Consider the following 18840-nt stretch of genomic DNA (forward strand, 5'->3'; position numbering starts at 1 on the left):
GAGGATCACGTGGACGTCTTCGGAGTGCACCGCCGACTCATCCAGGACTACAAGGAGTACACGTCCGGATCGGTGGTGATCGACGATCCGCGCATCGGCGAGAAAGTCTCCAAATCCCTTGCCGACGGAGACCAGTGGCCCGATCCCTGGCTCTCACTGAACCCGAGCTTCGAGCGCGGCGGCACCGTCGACCACCTCGCCGACGACCTGGGCCTTCTGCATCCCGAGTGCAAGCGCATCTTCCGGGTCGGCAAGGACAGGCCGGACGCGACCGTGCGCCCCATCACCTTCCACCGCCACCAGTACGACGCCATCGAGGCCGCCGCCTCCCGGCAGTCCTACGTCCTGACCACCGGCACCGGCTCCGGCAAGAGCCTCGGCTACATCGTGCCCATCGTCGACCGGGTGCTGCGGGAGAAGGCCGCCGGAGCGCCCTCCGGCATCAAGGCGATCATCGTCTACCCGATGAACGCCCTGGCCAACAGTCAGATGGGCGAGCTGAAGAAGTTCCTCACCGCCGGCTACGGCGAAGGTGAGGAGCCACCGGTCACCTACGCCCGTTACACCGGCCAGGAGAAGAAGTCCGAGAAGGAGGCGGTGCTCGACAGCCCGCCGGACATCCTGCTCACCAACTACGTGATGCTGGAGCTGATGCTCACCCGGCCCGAGGAGCGCAAGCACCTCATCGGTCGGGCCAAGGGCCTGCGTTTCCTCGTCCTGGACGAGTTGCACACCTACCGCGGCCGGCAGGGCGCCGACGTCGCCGTGCTGGTGCGGCGCGTGCGTGAGGCGTGCGAGTCGCCCGACCTCCAGTGCGTCGGCACCTCCGCCACCATGGCCACCGACGGCACCCCGGCCGCCCGGCGCCGTGCCGTCGCCGATGTCGCCTCCACGCTGTTCGACACGGAGATCCTCCCGGAGCGGGTGGTGGGCGAGACTCTGGTCCGGGCGACCGGGGACGCCGTGCCCACCTCCGCCGAACTCGCCGCCCGGGTACGGGAGAACAACCCGCCGCAGGAGTACAAGGCGCTCGCCGCCGACCCGTTGGCCCGCTGGATCGAGACCACGTTCGGGCTCACCAAGGTCACCGACGAGGACGGTACGGAACTGCTGGTCCGCGCCGCTCCCGTCACCGTGGAACTCGCCGCGCGCGCCCTGCGCGAGAAGGCCTTCGACATCCCGGAGGAGGCGCCCGACGACGAGCCGTACACCGCCTGCATGAACGCCATCCGCGCCACCCTGCAGGCCGGTTCGCAGGCCCGTGACCTGCAGACCGACCGGCCCCTGTTCGCCTTCCGGCTGCACCAGTTCCTGTCCAAGGGCGGCTCGGCGTACGTCTCCCTGGAGCCGGCCGAGAGCCGCTACATCACCCGCACCTACCAGCAGCGGGTGCCCGGGCAGCCGGAGAAGCTGCTTCTCCCGCTCTCCTTCTGCCGCGAATGCGGCCAGGAGTACCTGACCGTGGCCCGGGACCAGCGCGACGACGGCACGGTGGCCTTCCGCACCCGTGAGGACGAGGACGACGACCAGGGGTACCTCTACGTCTCCGCCACCAATCCTTGGCCCGAGCATCTGGGCGACGCCGTCGAGCAGCGTCGGTTCCCCGACAGCTGGCTCACCCTCGACCCGAAGAAGGCGACGACCGTCCTCACCGCGAGTCGCAGGAAGCGCGCGCCCCAGCCGGTGTGGGTGCGACCCGACGGCGAAACCGTGGACAAGGACCACAAGGACGGCCTGTACGCTGCCTATCTGCCCGCCCCGTTCCTGTTCTGCCTGGAGTGCGGGGTCAGCTATGAGGAGGTGCGGGAGCGCGACTTCGCCAAGCTGATGACGCTCGACCAGGAGGGCCGCTCCACGGCCACGTCCGTCGTCAGCGCCTCCATCGTGCGCCACCTCAAGGGTCTTCCCGAGAAGGAACTCGGCAAGGACGCACGCAAGTTGCTCACCTTCGTCGACAACCGGCAGGACGCCAGCCTGCAGTCCGGGCACTTCAACGACTTCGTGATGGTCACCCAGCTGCGCGGTGCGCTGTACCGCGCGATGCTGGAGGCGGGGAAGAAGGGGCTGCGCTGGAAGCGGCTCGGCGAGGAAGTCGTGGAGGCCATGGGACTGGCCCCGCACGAGTACGCCAACAACCCCACCGAGGTGACGGCGCTCGCCGAGGAGACCAAGGACGCGTTGGCCCAGATCGCCGAGTACCGGCTCTTCCTGGACCTGGAGCGCGGCTGGCGGGTCACCATGCCCAACCTGGAGCAGACCGGTCTGCTCGGCCTGGAGTACGCCGGCCTCGACGAGATCGCCGAGGACGAGGAGCGCTGGCAGCGGGCCGCGGGCCCGCTGCGTACCGCCGCCCCCGCCACCCGCCTCGACCTCGCCCGGGTCCTCATGGACGAACTGCGCCGCCAGCGGGCCGTCGACACGCCGTACTTCACCGAGGCCAAGTTCAACGAGCTGCGCAAGGAGTCGGCGAAGCTCAACGACGCCTGGGGGATCGCCGACACCGAGGCCGCTCCCCCCGCGCCGACCGTCGCCCTGCCGCGGGCGGGGCGGCCGGGCCGCAGCCGCAGCGAGAAGAACCTCACCGGCCGGGGCGCCTTCGGCCGCTTCGTGCGCAAGCCGGGAACTTTCCCCGACTGGCGGCACGACCTCTCCCTCGCCGACGCCCAGGACGTCATCACCGACCTGCTCGACGTCCTCGCCGACGGCGGTGTCCTCACCCGCGTCACCCAGGGCCGGAACGAGGACCCCGGTTACCGGATCAACCACACCGTGATCCGCTGGCACGCCCGCGACGACGACCACGGCACCGTGGACCGGCTGCGCCGCACCTACCGCACCGGGCGAGGACCCCGCGTCAACGCCTTCTTCAAGGGGCTCTACAAGGAGGTCGCCGGCACCTTCGCCGGCCTGCACGCGGCCGAGCACACCGCCCAGGTCCACCCCGACATCCGCGAGGAACGGGAGCAGCTGTTCAGCAAGGGCGTTCCGCTACCCCTGCTGTACTGCTCGCCGACGATGGAACTGGGCGTCGACATCGCCAGCCTCAACTCGGTCAACCTGCGCAACGTGCCGCCGACCCCCGCCAACTACGCCCAGCGTTCGGGCCGTGCCGGCCGCTCGGGTCAGCCCGCGCTGGTCACCACGTACTGCGCCACCGGCAACAGCCACGACCAGTACTACTTCACCCGCTCCGACCAGATGGTCGCCGGTACCGTCGCCCCGCCGCGCCTGGACCTGGCCAACGAGGACCTGCTCGCCTCGCACGTGCACGCCATCTGGCTCGCCGAGACCGGTCTGGAACTGGGCCGCTCCATGACGAAGATCATCGACGCGGACGGCAAGGCCCCCTCCCTGGCCCTGCTGACCGGGGTGCGCGAGCAGATCGCCAACAAGAGGGCGCAGGCACGGGCCCTGGCCCGTGCCCGGACCGTCCTCGCCGGCTGCGCCGACACCCTGCGGGACACCTCGTGGTGGCACGAGCAGTGGCTGGAGGACACCGTCAGCAGTGCTCCGGGCGCCTTCGACCTGGCCTGCGGCCGCTGGCGCACCCTCTACCGGAAGGCGCTGGAGGAGCGGGAGCTCCAGCACGACAACATCCGCAACCGTACGGCGACCGGCCGCTCCCAGCAGCAGGCCGTACGCCGCCGCGCCCAGGCGGAGAACCAGATAGCGCTCCTGGAGAACCGCCAGGGCGGCGAGCGCACGGTGTTGTCCGACTTCTACCCGTACCGCTACTTCGCCTCCGAGGGCTTCCTGCCCGGCTACTCCTTCCCCCGGCTGCCGCTGGCCGCGTACATCCCCGGCACCGGCCGCACCAGCCGCGGCTACGACGGCGACTACCTCCAGCGGTCCCGGTTCATCGCGATCCGCGAGTTCGGCCCCGGCGCGCTGATCTACCACGAGGGCAGCCGCTTCAAGGTGAACCGGGTCCAGCTGCCGCCGGACACCTCCGGCGAGCTGACCACCGACAGCGCCAAGGTGTGCCAGAGCTGCGGCTACCTGTCGCCGGAGGACCAGCGCGAGGACACCTGCCCCGGCTGCCAGGGCACGCTCGGCGACGCCCGCACCGGTCTGCTGCAGCTGCACACGGTCTTCACCCAGCGCCGCGACCGGATCTCCTCAGACGAGGAGGAGCGCCAGCGCACCGGCTACGCAGTGGAGATCTCCTACCGTTTCAAGAAGCACGAGGACGGCCGGGACGGCTCCCTGCGGGCCGAGGCCAAGTCCGCGGCCGGTACGCTCCTCGCGCACCTCGCCTACGGCGACAGCGCCACGGTCCGGCTCACCAACCTCGGCTACCGCCGCTCGGTCGCCAAGGGCGAGATCGGCTTCTGGATCGACCCGGTCACGGGGGAGTGGCTGGCCGGCTCCACCGGCGCCAAGGGCACCGGCACGGCCGGCCGGGAGACCCCGGAGGAACAGGAGGGCCTGGCCGACGCGGACAAGGCGCTGCGCAAGGTCCCCGTCATCCCCTACGTGCAGGACACCCGCAACATCCTCGTGCTCCAGCTCGCGGCCCCCGTCGACCGGGACACCGCGATCACCCTCCAGTACGCGCTGGAGCGGGGCATCGAGGCCGAGTTCCAGCTGGAGGACTCCGAGCTGGACACCTGGGAGCTGCCGCCGCACGACGGTCCCCGCGAGCGGCTGCTGTTCATCGAGAGCGCGGAGGGCGGCGCGGGCGTCCTGCGCCGGCTGCAGGCCGAGCCCAAGGCGCTCGCCGCTGCCGCACGGCGGGCCTTGGAGATCGCACACTTCGACCAGCACGGCCGCGACCGGGGAGCGGAGAAGGAGAACGGCGACCCGTGCGAGAAGGGCTGTTACCACTGCCTGCTCTCCTTCGGCAACCAGCGCCACCACCGGGCGATCGACCGCCGTCTGGTCCGCGACCTGCTGATGGAGCTCAAGGACGGTGAGGTCGGCGGCGGCCACGTCGGCCGCACCCGTGACGAGCACGCCGACGCGCTCATCGAGGGCGCCGACTCCTCCCTGGAGGAGCGGTTCATCGCCTACCTCCGCGCCCACGGCCACCATCTGCCGCAGCGCCAGCAGCTGAAGGTGAGCGAGGCCCTGTCCAAGCCGGACTTCGTCTACGACACCGGCTACGGCCCGGTCGCCGTGTTCGTCGACGGCCCGCACCACGACCACGCCGAGACCGCCCTGCGGGACGAGGAGGCCGCCGAGCGGCTGAAGGAGATCGGCTGGGAGGTCATCCGCATCCGGTACGACGACGACTGGGCCAAGGCCGTCGCCGAGTACCCTTCGGTGTTCGGCGAGGCCCGCCGCTGACCTGCGGTGGGGCGGGCCACAGGCCCGACCCACCGGATGCACGGCGTACGGTGCTGGGCGGCCGGGCCTTCCGCGCCGACGCACCCGGCCCGCCCCGACCGCAGCCCGCCCGCCAACCCTGTTCCTGCCCGCCCCCCCCTGAGAGCCCTGTTCCTGTCCGCCGGCCCGCGGCCGGCCACCCCGCGCCCGTCCGCCCCGATCCGAGAGGCCCGCATGACCACCGCCGTCCAGCCGACCCAGCAGCAGTACGCGGTCGGCTCCCTCGTCCACGTCCGGGGCCGTGAGTGGGTCGTACTGCCGGACTCCACGCCGGAGCTCCTCGTCCTGCGCCCTCTCGGCGGCGCCGACGACGACGTCGCGGGCATCCTGCCCGCACTGGAGCAGGTGGTCCCCGCCACCTTCGCCCCGCCCACCCCCTCCGACCTGGGCGACCAGCAGGCCGCAGGGCTGCTGCGCACCGCCCTGCGCATCGGTTTCCGCTCCGGCGCCGGCCCTTTCCGCTCGCTCGCCTCGGTCTCCGTGGACCCCCGCCCGTACCAGCTGGTGCCGCTGCTGATGGCGCTCCGCCAGGACACCGTCCGGCTGCTGATCGCCGACGACGTCGGCATCGGCAAGACGGTGGAGGCCGGGCTGATCGCCGCCGAGCTGCTGGCCCAGGGCGACGCCCGCGGCCTGGTCGTGCTGTGCTCGCCGGCCCTGGCCGAGCAGTGGCGGGCCGAGCTGTACGGCAAGTTCGGCGTGGACGCCCGTCTCGTGCTGCCGTCCACGATCGGCCGGCTGCTCCGTGAGACGCCGTACGGCCAGTCGGTGTTCCGCTCCGACGGCGCCTACGTCGTCTCCACCGACTTCATCAAGTCCCCCCGTCACCGCGAGGACTTCCTGAAGAACTGCCCCGACCTGGTGATCGTCGACGAGGCGCACTCCTGCGTCGCCGACACCGCGATCGGCGCCTCCGCGCGCACCTCCCAGCAGCGGTACTCCCTGCTGCGCGCCCTCGCCGACCGGGCGGACCGCCACCTCCTGCTGGTCACGGCCACCCCGCACAGCGGCAAGGAGGAACCCTTCCGCCGTCTGCTCGGCCTGCTCGACGACCGCCTCGCCACGGTGAGCTTCGACACGGAGGCGGGCCGCCGACTCCTCGCGGAGTACTTCGTGCAGCGCCGCCGCGCCGACATCCGCGACGACTTCGGCGACGGCGCGCACTTCCCCTCCTCCCGGGACACCGCCGAGTCCCCGTACACCCTGCACCGCGACTACAAGAAGCTCCTCGACGAGGTGCTGGCGTACGCCCGCGAGACCGTCCGCGCGGCCGACGGCGCCCTCCAGCAGCGTCAGCGCTGGTGGTCCACCCTCGCCCTGCTGCGCACTCTGTCCTCCTCCCCGGCCGCCGCCGTGCAGTCCCTGAACACCCGGGCCGGCGTCGAGGAGGCAGGCTCCCCGGAGGAGGCCGACCGCACCGGCGAGCGCACCGTCTCCGACCCGGCCGACAGCGAGGGCGCCGAGTCCGCCGACGCGGTCCCCGGCACCCGGCTGCCCGCCGCCGCGGAGACGGCCGACGGCCCCGACAAGATTCCCGAGCACGACACTCCCGAGCACGAGGACACCGCGGAGGACGACGAGGAGAAGGCCCGCCTGATCGCCATGTCCGCGGCGGCCAAGAAGCTCGAGGGCCCCACCCGCGACGCCAAGCTCAAGAAGTTGATCGCCACCGTCACCGACCTCCTCGACGACGGTTACCGTCCCATCATCTTCTGCCGCTACATCGCGACCGCCGACTACGTGGCCAAGCACCTCACCAAGGTCTTCAACAAGAAGGGCGCCGAGCACCCGGTCGCCGTCGCCTCCGTCACCGGCGAACTCTCGCCCGACCAGCGCGTCACCCGCATCGCCGAGCTGACCGGTGCCGACGAGGACGGCAACCCGCCGGCCGAGCGTCGCGTCCTGGTCGCCACCGACTGCCTCTCCGAGGGCGTCAACCTCCAGGAGTCCTTCGACGCCGTCGTCCACTACGACCTCGCCTGGAACCCCACCCGGCACGAGCAGCGCGAGGGCCGCGTCGACCGCTTCGGCCAGCGCACCGACGTCGTCAAGGCGCTCACCCTGTACGGCGCCGACAACCCCGTCGACGGCATCGTCCTGAACGTCCTGCTGCGCAAGCACGAGCGGATCCGCCGCGTCACCGGCGTCTCCGTGCCCGTGCCGCAGGAGTCCGAGAGCGCGATGCAGGCCGTCTTCGAGGGCCTGATCCTGCGCGGCGAGAAGACGGCCTACGAACAGGAGGGCCTGTTCCCGCAGGAGGAGGCGGCCGCCGCCGAGCAGCTGGAGATCGCCTGGCAGTCCTCCGCCGAGCGCGAGAAGCGCAACCGTTCCCGCTACGCCCAGCACCGCATCAAGAAGGACGAGGTGGCCGCCGAGGTCGCCGAGGTCCGTGCCGCGCTCGGCACCGGCGAGGAGGTGCGCGACTTCACCCGCCGCGCCCTGACGGCGCTGCGCGGCATGCCCGCCCCGACGAAGCAGGGCGGTTTCACCGTCCACACCGACGCCCTCCCGCTCGGCCTGCGCGACGCCGTCTCCGCCGCGCTCGGCCCCCGCCACCCCCGCCCGGTCGTCTTCCACGACGCCCCGAGCGCCCCGCGCGGCGAGGCCGCCCTCACCCGAACCGACCCGGTGGTCGCCGCCACCGCCCGCTTCGTCCTGGACGCGGCGCTCGACGACGCCGACAAGATCCCGCAGTGGCAGCGTCCCGCCCGCCGCTGCGGCGTCGTCCGCACCAAGGCGGTCGACCGCCGCACCACGCTCCTGCTCGTCCGCCACCGCTTCCGGCTGCACCTGCCGACCCGCGACGGCTCCGTGCGCGAGCAGCTCGCCGAGGACGCCCGTGTGGTCGCCTTCCGCGGCAGCGCCACCGTGCCCCAGTGGCTGCCGGAGGACGAGGCGCTCGCGCTCCTGGACGCCCGCGCCGCGCAGAACACCGACCCGACGTTCGCCGCCGGGCGCATCAGCGAGATCCTGGAGGCCCTGCCCACGGTCCTCATGCCCGAACTACGCGTTCACTCCGCCGACCTGGGCAAGAAGCTGGAGGCCTCGCACCACCGGGTCCGCACCGCCTCCCGGGCCCGTCTGGCGGGCCTGAAGGTCGTCCCGCAGGGCGACCCGGACGTCCTCGGCGTCTACCACTACCTCCCGGCCCCGACGATCCCCCAGGGAGCGGACGCATGAGCCTCGCCAGGACCCTCGTCACCGACACCGTCGCCACCGTCGGCGGCCTGCTCCCGTACGACCTCCTGGTACGGATCAAGGAGGGCAAGGAGCAGACCGGCTCCAAGCCCGCCGACTACCGCCTGTACGCCAAGGGCGACTCCGTACGCGACGCCGCCGAGCGCTCCTGGGGCTATCTGCGCGGCGTGTGGACCTCCTACCAGGACGCGCTGGTCCGCGACGGCGCCGACGCCGATCCCGGCGTGCACGCGGTCGGCCTGACCACCGAACGCTGGCTGCTGCCCCTCTTCGAACAGCTCGGCTTCGGCGCCCTCACCCCGGTGCCCGCCCCCGGCCTGCGCTCCCGCGACGGCGAGAAGGACTTCGACGTCAGCCACCAGTGGGCGCATGTCCCCGTGCACCTCACCGGCTGGAACGTCCCCCTGGACCACCGCACCCCGGAACTGGCCAGGCAGATCCCGCAGTCGATGGTCCAGGAGTACCTCAACCGCTCCGCGGACTCCACCCTGTGGGGCGTGCTCTCCAACGGCCGCCAGCTGCGCCTGCTGCGCGAGTCGGCGTCCCTCACCGGCGCCGCGTTCATCGAGTTCGACCTCCAGGCGATGTTCGCGGGCGACCGCTCCGACGACTTCGTGCTGCTGTGGCGGCTGCTGCACCGCACCCGCTTCGAGCCCCGTGCCAAGGGCGAGCCGGCCGCGACCTGCCCGCTCGAGAAGTGGCGCACCGAGGCCATCGACAGCGGCACCCGCGCCCTGAAGGAACTCCGCAAGGGAGTGGAGAAGGCCCTCGTCGCCATCGGCAACGGCCTCATCACCCACCCCGACAACGCGGCCCTGCGCGACGCCCTGCGCAGCCGCGACAAGAACGTCCGCGACCACCTCCACCCGGCCCTGCTCCGCCTCGCCTACCGCCTGCTCTTCCTCTTCGTCACCGAGGACCGGGACCTGCTGCTGCACCCCGAGGCGACCGAGACCGCCCGCGACACCTACGAGAAGTACTTCTCCACGGCCCGCCTGCGCCGCCTCGCCCGCCGCGTCGGCACCCTCCACGGCGACCAGTGGCACGCCCTGACCCTGGTCATCAAGGGCCTCGGCACCCCCGGCGGCCGTCCCGAACTGGGCCTGCCCGCCCTCGGCGGCCTCTTCGAGCCGACGAAGACGGACGAGACCCTGGACGGGCTCAGCCTGTCCAACCAGGCCCTGTACGAGGCCGTGCGCGCCCTCTCGGTCGTCCACGACGCCAAGCTGGGCCGCCCCCGCAAGGTCGACTACCGCCACCTCGGCGCGGACGAACTCGGTTCGGTCTACGAGTCATTGTTGGAGCTGGAACCGCGCCTGGACGAGGGCGACACCTACGTCCTCGCCAAGCTCGACGGCAACGACCGCAAGACCTCCGGTTCGTACTACACCCCGTCCCCGCTCATCGACTGCCTCCTCGACTCCACGCTCGACCCGGTCATCGACCAGGCGGTCCGCTCCGGTACGACACCGAAGGAGCGCGAGGACGCCCTGCTCGCCCTCACGGTCTGCGACCCCGCCTGCGGCTCCGGCCACTTCCTCGTCGCCGCCGCCCGCCGCATCGCCCGCCGCCTCGCCGAGATCCGCAAGGACGACCCCGAGCCCAGCGCCGAGGACGTACGGCACGCCCTGCGCGACGTCGTCTCCCGCTGCGTCTACGGCGTCGACCTCAACCGCATGGCCGTCGAACTGGCCAAGGTCTCCCTGTGGATCGAGGCGATGGAGCCGGGCCGGCCCCTCACCTTCCTCGACGCCCACATCAAGCACGGCAACGGCCTGCTCGGCACGACCCCGAAGCTGCTGGCCGGCGGCCTGCCGGATGACGCGTTCAAGCCGCTGGAGGGTGACGACCGCAAGCACGTCACCGACCTGAAGAAGCGGAACGCGTCGGAGCGCGCGGCATGGCGGGCCGCGCTGCGGCGCGGGGTGAGCCAGGAGGAGCTGTTCGCCGAGGAGCCGTTCGTGCTGGGCTCCAACGCCGAGTTCGGTGAGAAGATCTCCCTGATCACCGGCGCGGACTCGCAGGAACTGGAGGACGTCCAGGGCCAGGCCCGTGAGTACCACGCGCTGACCACGTCCCCCGACTACATCCGCGCTCTGGAGCTCGCGGACGCGTGGTGTGCGGCGTTCGTCTGGAAGAAGACGAAGACCGCCACGCCGCCCGCCCTCACCACCAAGTCGCTGCTCGCGCTCCACTCGGAGGACGGCGGCGCGCGCCTGCCGGACGGCACGCTGAAGGAACTGGAGCGGCTGCGGGAGGAGTACCACTTCTTCCACTGGCACCTGGAGTTCCCCGAGGTGTTCCGGGTCCCGGCGGACCCGGACGCGCCGGGCGTGGACGAACGCACCGGGTGGCAGGGCGGGTTCAGCTGCGTGCTGGGGAATCCGCCGTGGGAGCGGGTCAAGCTCCAGGAGCAGGAGTTCTTCGCGACCCGGAACGAGGAGATCGCGAACGCCGCGAACAAGGCGGCCCGCGAGCGCATGATCGACGCGCTGGCCGAGAGCGAGGAGGAGACGGACCGGGCGCTGCACACCGAGTTCATCGACGCCCGCCGCCTCTCCGAGGGCGTCAGCCATCTGCTGCGCGACTCCGGCCGGTTCCCGCTGGCCGGGCGGGGCGACGTCAACACGTACGCGGTGTTCGCCGAGGCGGGCTCCCTGGGCATCGCTCCGACCGGGCGCCTGGGCCTGGTCCTGCCGACGGGCATCGCCACCGACGCCACGACGGCGCCGTTCTTCTCCGACCTGGTGCGCACGGCACGGCTCGCGTCGTTCCTGGACTTCGAGAACGAGTCGTTCATCCTGAGCCGGGACGTGGACCACCGGGTGCGTTTCTCCCTGCTCACCGCCACCGGCGTGGGCACACGGGTCGACGAGGCGTCCTTCGCCTTCGGCACCCGCTACATGGAGGACCTGGACGGCCGGCGCTTCGCCATGCCGCCGGAGGAGATCCTGCTGGTCAACCCCAACACGGGCACGCTCCCGGTGTTCCGTACCCGCCGGGACGCCGAGATCACCCTGGGCGTCTACCGCCGTGTTCCGGTCCTGATGAAGGAGCCGGACGAGAACGGCTGGGGCGGCACCAACCCGTGGGGCCTGACGTTCATGCGCATGTTCGACATGTCCAACGACTCCCATCTCTTCCGGGGCAAGGAGGAGCTGGAGGGCGGGGGCTGGCGGCTCACCGGCAACGTGTTCGTCCGCCCCGAGGCCGGGGACAAGCGGCGGTACCTCCCGCTGTACGAGGCGAAGATGCTCCACCACTTCGACCACCGCCTGGGCACGTACGAGGGTCAGACCCAGGCCCAGGCCAACATGGGCACGCTGCCGCGTGTGACGCCGGAACAGCACGACGACCCCGACTTCGCGCCGCTGCCCCGGTACTGGGTGCCGGAGGACGACGTGGACTCCGGAAAGCGGGACAAGAAGGGCAACCGGATCATGTGGCCGGGGGTCGCTACGAGGCTGGCGGAGAGGGAGTGGTACCAGCCGTGGCTCATGGGCTTCCGAAAGATCTGCCGGTCGACTGACCGCCGGACCGTGTTGTCGTTCCTTTTCCCTGCAGTGGGCCTCGGGGACTCAGCGAACCTGATGCTGCCCACGGCTGAGGGGCATGCTGCTGCGTTGTACGCCAACACCACGTCATTCATGCTGGACTACGTGCTGCGCCAGAAGCTGGCGGGCACGAATCTGAACTTCTTCCAGTTCCAGCAGCTTGCTGTCCTGCCCCCGGAAGCCTACGAAGATCGCTCTTTCGATGGCACTGGGACGCTCGGTGATTGGTTCGATCAGCGCGTCAAGGAACTCATCTACACGGCGAAGGACATGGCCCCGATGGCCCGCTCTCTAAGGGATAAGGGGGAGCCATTCAAGTGGAATGAGAGGCGTCGGGACCTCCTGTGGGCGGAAGTGGACGCTGCCTTCTTCCATCTTTACGGGCTCAGCCGCGCCGATGTCGAGTACGTCATGGAGACGTTCCCGGTGGTCAAGCGTGAGGATGAGGCCGCCCATGACGGCGCCTACCGCACCAAGGAGCTCATCCTCGATGTCTACGACCGCATGGCCGAGGCGCGAGCAACCGGCGGCGAGTACCGGACCGTACTGGACCCACCGCCGGGGGAGGGGCCGCGCCACGAGGCCTGAGCGCCGTGACCTCGGGCGGGCCGGTCAGGCCCGGTTCCGCCCGAGGTCCGCGACGAACCCGGTCCATGCGCTCCGCGCGAACGCAAGCTGAGGTCCACCGCGTTCCTTGGAGTCCCGTACATGTATGGCGGTCGCGTCGGTGGCGACCTCGACGCATTCGCCGCCCTCGTCGCCGCTGTAGCTGCTCTTGAACCAGTTGAGCTGTGTGGGCTGTTCGGTGTTCATAGGTCTCCCAGCATCTTCTCGATCAGGCGCAGGGACTCGCGTGGGGTGAGCGCCTGTCCTCGGATGCTGCCATGTTTTGCGGCCAGGATGCGCACCTCTTCCTGGTCAGTGATGAGGCGGCTGATGTGCTGGACCTCCAGGTAGGCCACCTGCGGCTTGCCTTTCGGGGTGAGCAGCGTGAACGGCCCGCCCATACCTGCGTGTTCCTCACTTGCGGTCGGCATGACTTGGATCTCCACATGGCGCAAACGTCCCACCCGCAGTAGCTGTTCCAGCTGTCCGCGCTGTACGTTCGGCCCGCCGAAGGGCTGTCGCAGAATGCTTTCCTGGATGGTGGCGCTCACGGTCGGTGGTGGCCACCGTGTCATCAGCCCCTGCCGATCCATCCTCGCGGCTACGCGCTGTTCGATGGTCTCCTCGTCGAAGTACGGCTGTCGGCTGGCGAAGACGGCACGGGCGTAGTCCGGGGTCTGGAACAAGCCGGGCACCGCCTGGTTGGCGAAGTAACGCAGCTCCACCGCCTCAGTCTCCAACCGCGCATAGTCCCGGAACCACTCCGGATGCCGCACCCTCCGCCGAGTCTTCGCCCGCTCCACATCCTCCGCCGCAGAAGCCAACAGGCCCCCGCACTCAAGCAATCGGTCCACCGCGACCAGCAGCTCCGGCTGAGGCGTCCGCCGCGCCCGCTCGACCGAGGAGATCGTCTCCTCCCCGTACCCGAGCCGGTCGCCCAGCTCCTTCTGGCTCAGCCCGGCCCGCTCCCGGGCCACCTTGATCTGCCGGCCGAGCGCCCGGAACAGATCCGCGACCTCGTCCGTGCCGTCCGCCTCGCCGCTCGTCGGAACCCCCGCACCCGGTTGTGCCGCCATGCCGTACCACCGCCCTGTTTCTTGTCCCGGTGACGAACCGGCGAGGCTCCGGCCAGGTCACGGCCGTACGCCCGTACGTCACACCGTCCGCGCCGGGACAGTCATCGTGCGTACCGCCCCGTGGTCTGCACACAGTAGGACCGCTCCATCACCCTCGGTGAGGTGAACCAGGAAACCGTCACCGCAACCGGTGAACCGACCGTCGTCGCATGTCACTTCCGCACCCTGTTCCCCACCACCCGGCACGGGGCGCACACCGCCCGCCACGCCGCCGAACGCTGGCTCGCCGCGCAGCGGGGAGGGCCGGACCCCGCCGGTACCGACACCGGCGTCGACGCCGACGAGGCGTCCACGGTCTCCCTCCTCATCGCGGAGCTGACCGCGAACGCCGCTCTGCACGGCCGGGTGCAGGGCAGGAACGCACGCCTCGTGCTCACCCTCACTCCCACCGTGCTCCGTATCGAGGTCACCGACGCGCGGGGCGACCGTCGGCCCGTGCCGACCCCGGACACCGAAAGGGACGACGAGTCCGGCCGGGGCCTGCTCCTCGTCGCCTCGCTCGCGGACGCCTGGGGCTGTGAATCCCACCATCCGGGAGGGAAGACGGTCTGGGCCGAGTGCGTCTGGCGAGGCGCGGCGGCCCGTCGGTAAGATGCCTCAAGAAATAGAACACGCGAGCTATTCAGTGTTCGATTCGAAAGGCCGGGCCTGGCGGCCCATACTGACGGCACCACACCAAGGGCTGATGCCCTTGTGTCCTTCGAACAAGTAACACGGAGTAGAAGGATGACGACGATCACGGAGGAGCAGCACCGGCTGCTCCTGCTCTGCGCTCTGCGGCACGAGGGCGAGACGCTGGACTGGAAGCTGCTCGCCCGCGTGGCGCAGCGGCCCGGAGGGCTCGACGAGCTGTACCGAGGGCGGGTGGCCGAGCGGTCCAAGGCGGCGGCCAAGGCCGAAGCGCTGCTCGGTGCGGCACTCGGTTCCTTCCAGGATGAGAAGGAGCGGGTCGCCGCCGAGCTGGAGGCCGCCGAGCGGGCCGGCGCCCGCCTCACCACCGTGCTGGACGACGACTACCCGGCTAATCTGCGGCTCATCCCCGACCTGCCGCCCTTCCTGTGGGTCCGTGGACGTCTGGAGGAGCGGGACGCCCGGTCCGTCGCCGTGGTGGGTACACGCGAGGTCAGTCAGGACGGACGCAGGCGAGCGGCACGCATGGCCCGGGGGCTCGTCGACCGCGAAGTGGTGATCACCTCCGGTCTGGCCCGGGGGGTGGACACCTCGGCTCATACGGCGACGCTCGACGCGGGGGGCAGGACGGTTGCCGTGGTCGGCACCGGGATCGCGGCGCCCATGTACCCGGCGGAGAACCGGCGCCTGGCCGAGCGCATCGTCGCGGAAGGCGGAGCCGTCGTCTCCCAGTTCTGGCCGACGGCCGGGCCGGCCCGGTGGACCTTCCCGCGGCGCAACGTCACCATGAGCGGCTTCACCCAGGGCACGGTCGTCATAGAGGCGTCCCGTACCTCGGGGGCGAAGATGCAGGCGCGCATCGCCTCGGAGCACGGCAAGCGGGTCTTCCTGCTGCGCTCCCTGGTCGATGTCCAGCCCTGGGCGGCGAAGATGCTGGAGGAGGGGCGCGCGGCCGTGGTGGACGAACTGGACGACGTCCTGGAAGGGCTGGCCGGAGCGGAGCGGATGCGCAGGGCGGGCGAGCAGCGCCAGCAGTTGGCGCTGGCCATCCTGTGAGGCGTGTGGAGGGGTTGGAGCCCCTCGGGTTCCCGCGTTGCTCCCGATGTCCGTACTACCTGGGCGGAAGCGCCTCCATATGCGCCGGCTGCGCGGCGCGTTCCCTCGAACCCGTCCCGGAGGCCCACTGCGCGGTGTGCAGTCAGGCGCTCGGGGCAGGGCGCCGCTGCTCCAACGCCTTGTGCGAACGGCCCGAGGCCGAGCGGGGATTCAGTCGGGTCGACGCCGTCGCGATGTTCTCGGGTGATCTGGAGAGCGCTGTGCGGCGCCTCAAGTACGACGGGGCCTGGGGGTGGGCCACCATTTTCGGCCGCCTGGTCGTCGGCTGGATGGAGCGCAACCCGGACCGGATGGCCGGTGTCGACCTGATCGCCGGCAATCCCACATGGACGGGCCGCACACCGATCCGGCACGTCGAGGAGATCCTGAAGGCCGCCGCCATTGAGGACGTGGCCGGTCGATGGCCCTTCCCCGCGTCGCCGGTACTGGTCAAACCGACCGACACCGAACGCTCGGCCGGCAAGAGCCGTGAGGCCAAGCGTCTCGCAGCGAGGGCGCACGCGCAGGCCGTCCGGATCGAGCGCCGAGTGCGGGACCGTACCGTCCTGCTCTTCGACGACCTGTTCACCACCGGTCAGCAGATGCAGGCCGTCGCCCGACTCCTGAGGGAGGCGGGCGCCACCGAGGTGAGGGGGCTCGTCCTCGCACGGGCACCCTGGCGCGGAGCGGACCGCCAACCGGGCGGCCAGGGAACCTTGTTCGGCGCCTGACCGCGGGCCACAGGCGGGCCCCAGGCTCCGGCCGCATGCTTCGCCACCGCCGCGCCCTGTCCGTCCCGTAACGCCCGGCGCGAATGTGTACCAGGGGGCGCACGAGTGTAACTGTGCATCCACTGAAGGGCGTTCACGATTGACCGCAACCGTGAACGCCCTTCACGCTTGGCGGGTAAACGTGAAGGCCGTTCACGGGGGGATGTCGTGGAAGGCACACCCGAGGCGAACGACCAACTCGTCGGCCTCTTCGAAGCGGCGGAAATGGCGGGGGTCGGCCGGACGGTCGTAGCGAATTGGCGCGCCCGCGACAAACACTTTCCCGCTCCCGTCGCGGAGCTGCGGAGCGGTCCGGTTTTCCGGGCGAGTCAGATTCGGCGCTACCTCAGAGGGAGGAAGAAGTACGTGGCACCCAAAGCTCATGTCATCTCGACCATCAACCTGAAGGGCGGCGTCGGGAAGACCACCACCACGGCCGGCCTCGCGGAGTTCCTCTCCGCGGAGTTCGGCAAGCGGGTGCTGGTGGTCGACCTCGATCCGCAGACCAACCTGACCACCGTGCTGATCGGGGAGAAGAAGTGGGAGGTGCTCAACGACGACGGGTACACCCTGGCGACCTTGTTCAAGGATGCCCTCCGGCCCGAGGACGAACCCCTGGAGTTCGACCTGGAGAAGACGCTCCAGCGCAATGTCTCATCGGTGGACGCGGTGACGAAGGTGGACCTCCTGCCCTCGTCGCTTGACCTCATCGACGTCCAGGACCGTCTGGCATCCATGCCCAGGGGTCGCTTCCACTCCAATACCCCGACCGATCTCCTGCACAAGGCGATCCGCAAGATCATTGATGACTACGACTACGTACTGGTCGACTGCCCTCCCAACCTCGGCATCGTGACGCTGAACGGTCTGCGCATCTCCGAGGGATACATCATCCCGACGATTCCGGACGTCCTGTCCACGTACGGAATCCCCCAGATCCAGCGGCGTGTGCAGGCCTTCGCCGACAGCCTGGGGGAGACCATCAACGAAATCGGTATCGTCATCACGAAGTACAAGGCGAACTCGACGGTCCACTGGAACACCGTCAGGCGGCTCGAGGACGACAAGAAGCTCCCTGTCGTGCTGCCGACCTTCATCCCCGAGAAGAACGACATCGCCGGTTCGGCGGAGTTCGTCGGTCGCGGTACCCTGCGGCAGAAGTACGGATACCAGGGCGGATTCGATGCCTTCCGTGCCATGACGAAGGAGTTCATCGAGCTGGTCGAGGGGAAGGCGTGACCGAACAGAGTGACACTCGGCCCGACGGCAGCAGCCCGCTGCCCGCCCCGGTGAGGGAGGCCGGAGAAGCCCTGATCAAGCTCGGTGCGTCCGATCCGGAGCTCGCGGCGACCCTCGCACGCGTCTTCGGCGTAGTGGCGTCCGAAGCCGCACGCACGCCACGCTTCGCCCGGGCGCTGGGCAAGGCACTCACTCCTGACCCGCAGACCGCACCCCGTCCGGCCGAACGTCCGAGACGGAGCCGGCGAGCTCCGGGAGCGATCGAGCCGTTCGCGGTGTTCGCCGAGTACGGCGAGGCGGGACTCCGATCGAGCCTGGGGGAACTCGACCTCGAACAGCTGCGGGACATCATCTCGGAACACGGAATGGACCACGACCGGCTGGCGATGAAGTGGAAGGACCCCCGACGCGTCATCGACCGCATCGTGGAGCGCGTCGAGTCGCGGACCGCGAAGGGAGCCGCCTTCCGCGGGCGGCCGGAGCAGTCCGCGACGCCGCACGGCGAGGCCGGTGGCCTGAAGGCCGAGGACCCGTCGGCGTGAAGTAAGGAGGCGCGGGACCGTCCTCAGCCCTCGTCCAGGCACGCACACCACAAGGCGTACGACCGGTCCATCTCGTCCAGCGCGGCCCGGGTGAAGCGGGTGTCGGTGAAGGAGCGGTCGACGACCTTCTCCGCGAGGGAGACGAGGTGGGCGGCGACGCGCTCCACGCGCTCCCGGCGGACCCGGTCCTGGACCCGCTCGAGCCGCTCCTGGCGCTCCCACAGGTCGGCGAGGCTGCTGCCGGGTTCCTCCTCGTCGTCGTAGACCGAGGGCACCCGGGGCAGGAGGTCGGAGGTGAGGGCGGGGACGGGATCGAGGGACTCGGGCTCGTCCCCGTCGTCGTTGCCGAGGATGCGGTTGGCGACCGTGCGCACCGCTTCGGACCGCTCGACGCGCGCCGCCTGGGTGCGCAGAGCGCTCAGCAGGACGGGAATCTCCGCCCGCGCCCGCCGGCCCAGGCCGTCCTCCAGCGCCGCCTCGATCTGCTCACCGAGGTCGGAGACCTCGTCCAGAACGGTGTTCGCCCGCCCGACCTCCTCGAACGCGCGCTGAACTGTGCGGGCGGCCTCGAAAAGGAGGCTGACGTCCTCGGGGCTCGGCACGAAGCCGGGCCGGAGCCGTGCCATCACCTCGTCCAGCGGATCACCGGGTGGACCGAAGGAATCGGCCGACAGCTCCAGATCCATGCTCCACTCCCGTACTCAGGGTGCCCACGTGATGTGCGGCATCGTGCGCGACGATC

11 protein-coding genes are annotated in these 18840 nt (G+C 70.5%); 8 read left to right on the forward strand and 3 right to left on the reverse strand.

Going from position 1 to position 18840, the window contains the following annotated elements; genetic code table 11:
* Positions 1-9 precede the first annotated feature (9 nt).
* The 3 genes from ACIA6T_RS29955 to ACIA6T_RS29965 all read left to right on the forward strand — a co-directional run bounded on the left by ACIA6T_RS29955 (position 10) and on the right by ACIA6T_RS29965 (position 12668).
* A complete protein-coding gene (locus ACIA6T_RS29955) occupies positions 10-5289 on the forward strand; it encodes a DEAD/DEAH box helicase (protein ID WP_399449628.1) in 5280 nt (1759 codons plus the stop codon).
* Positions 5290-5502: 213 nt separating this feature from the next.
* The gene (locus ACIA6T_RS29960; protein ID WP_399449629.1) at positions 5503-8508 is read left to right on the forward strand and encodes a helicase-related protein; all 3006 of its coding nucleotides are present in this window, start codon (positions 5503-5505) and stop codon (positions 8506-8508) included.
* Positions 8505-12668 (forward strand): Eco57I restriction-modification methylase domain-containing protein, encoded by a 4164-nt coding sequence (locus ACIA6T_RS29965; RefSeq protein WP_399449630.1) that lies wholly within the window; start codon positions 8505-8507, stop codon positions 12666-12668. Before ACIA6T_RS29960 ends, ACIA6T_RS29965 begins: the two co-directional genes overlap by 4 nt.
* 24 nt (positions 12669-12692) lie before the next feature.
* On the opposite strand, the gene ACIA6T_RS29970 is transcribed toward ACIA6T_RS29965, so the two are convergent.
* Positions 12693-12893 (reverse strand): DUF397 domain-containing protein, encoded by a 201-nt coding sequence (locus ACIA6T_RS29970; RefSeq protein WP_399449631.1) that lies wholly within the window; start codon positions 12891-12893, stop codon positions 12693-12695.
* Positions 12890-13762: a Scr1 family TA system antitoxin-like transcriptional regulator gene (locus ACIA6T_RS29975; protein ID WP_399449632.1), complete on the reverse strand. Its 873-nt coding sequence runs from the start codon at positions 13760-13762 to the stop codon at positions 12890-12892. Before ACIA6T_RS29975 ends, ACIA6T_RS29970 begins: the two co-directional genes overlap by 4 nt.
* Before the next feature lie 162 nt (positions 13763-13924).
* On the opposite strand from ACIA6T_RS29975, the gene ACIA6T_RS29980 reads away from it, so the two are divergent.
* The 5 genes from ACIA6T_RS29980 (at position 13925) to ACIA6T_RS30000 (ending at position 18098) form a co-directional block, all read left to right on the forward strand.
* Positions 13925-14413: an ATP-binding protein gene (locus ACIA6T_RS29980; RefSeq protein ID WP_399449633.1), complete on the forward strand. Its 489-nt coding sequence runs from the start codon at positions 13925-13927 to the stop codon at positions 14411-14413.
* A gap of 135 nt (positions 14414-14548) precedes the next feature.
* Entirely contained in the window at positions 14549-15508 is a 960-nt protein-coding gene (gene dprA / locus ACIA6T_RS29985; RefSeq protein WP_399449634.1) for a DNA-processing protein DprA, read from the forward strand.
* Positions 15509-15741: 233 nt separating this feature from the next.
* Positions 15742-16278 carry a ComF family protein gene (locus ACIA6T_RS29990; protein ID WP_399449635.1) on the forward strand — a complete coding sequence of 179 codons (537 nt, stop codon included), beginning with the start codon at positions 15742-15744 and terminating at the stop codon, positions 16276-16278.
* 207 nt (positions 16279-16485) lie between these two features.
* Positions 16486-17556: a ParA family protein gene (locus tag ACIA6T_RS29995; RefSeq protein ID WP_399449636.1), complete on the forward strand. Its 1071-nt coding sequence runs from the start codon at positions 16486-16488 to the stop codon at positions 17554-17556.
* Positions 17553-18098 (forward strand): hypothetical protein, encoded by a 546-nt coding sequence (locus ACIA6T_RS30000; RefSeq protein WP_399449637.1) that lies wholly within the window; start codon positions 17553-17555, stop codon positions 18096-18098. The genes ACIA6T_RS29995 and ACIA6T_RS30000 overlap by 4 nt, the downstream gene beginning before the upstream one ends.
* 23 nt (positions 18099-18121) lie before the next feature.
* On the opposite strand, the gene ACIA6T_RS30005 is transcribed toward ACIA6T_RS30000, so the two are convergent.
* Positions 18122-18784, reverse strand: a complete 663-nt coding sequence (locus ACIA6T_RS30005) for a hypothetical protein (protein ID WP_399449638.1) — start codon at positions 18782-18784, stop codon at positions 18122-18124.
* Positions 18785-18840: the final 56 nt, after the last annotated feature.

Source organism: Streptomyces sp. NPDC051740, assembly GCF_044453165.1.
GTDB lineage: Bacteria > Actinomycetota > Actinomycetes > Streptomycetales > Streptomycetaceae > Streptomyces > Streptomyces atrovirens.

Bases quoted from the DNA above. Each gene is read 5' to 3' on its own strand.
- ACIA6T_RS29960 (WP_399449629.1), top strand. From the start codon at position 5,503: ATGACCACCGCCGTCCAGCCGACCCAGCAGCAGTACGCGGTCGGCTCC.
- ACIA6T_RS29965 (WP_399449630.1), top strand. From the start codon at position 8,505: ATGAGCCTCGCCAGGACCCTCGTCACCGACACCGTCGCCACCGTCGGC.
- ACIA6T_RS29970 (WP_399449631.1), bottom strand. From the start codon at position 12,893: ATGAACACCGAACAGCCCACACAGCTCAACTGGTTCAAGAGCAGCTAC.
- ACIA6T_RS29975 (WP_399449632.1), bottom strand. From the start codon at position 13,762: ATGGCGGCACAACCGGGTGCGGGGGTTCCGACGAGCGGCGAGGCGGAC.
- dprA (WP_399449634.1), top strand. From the start codon at position 14,549: ATGACGACGATCACGGAGGAGCAGCACCGGCTGCTCCTGCTCTGCGCT.
- ACIA6T_RS29990 (WP_399449635.1), top strand. From the start codon at position 15,742: ATGTTCTCGGGTGATCTGGAGAGCGCTGTGCGGCGCCTCAAGTACGAC.
- ACIA6T_RS30005 (WP_399449638.1), bottom strand. From the start codon at position 18,784: ATGGATCTGGAGCTGTCGGCCGATTCCTTCGGTCCACCCGGTGATCCG.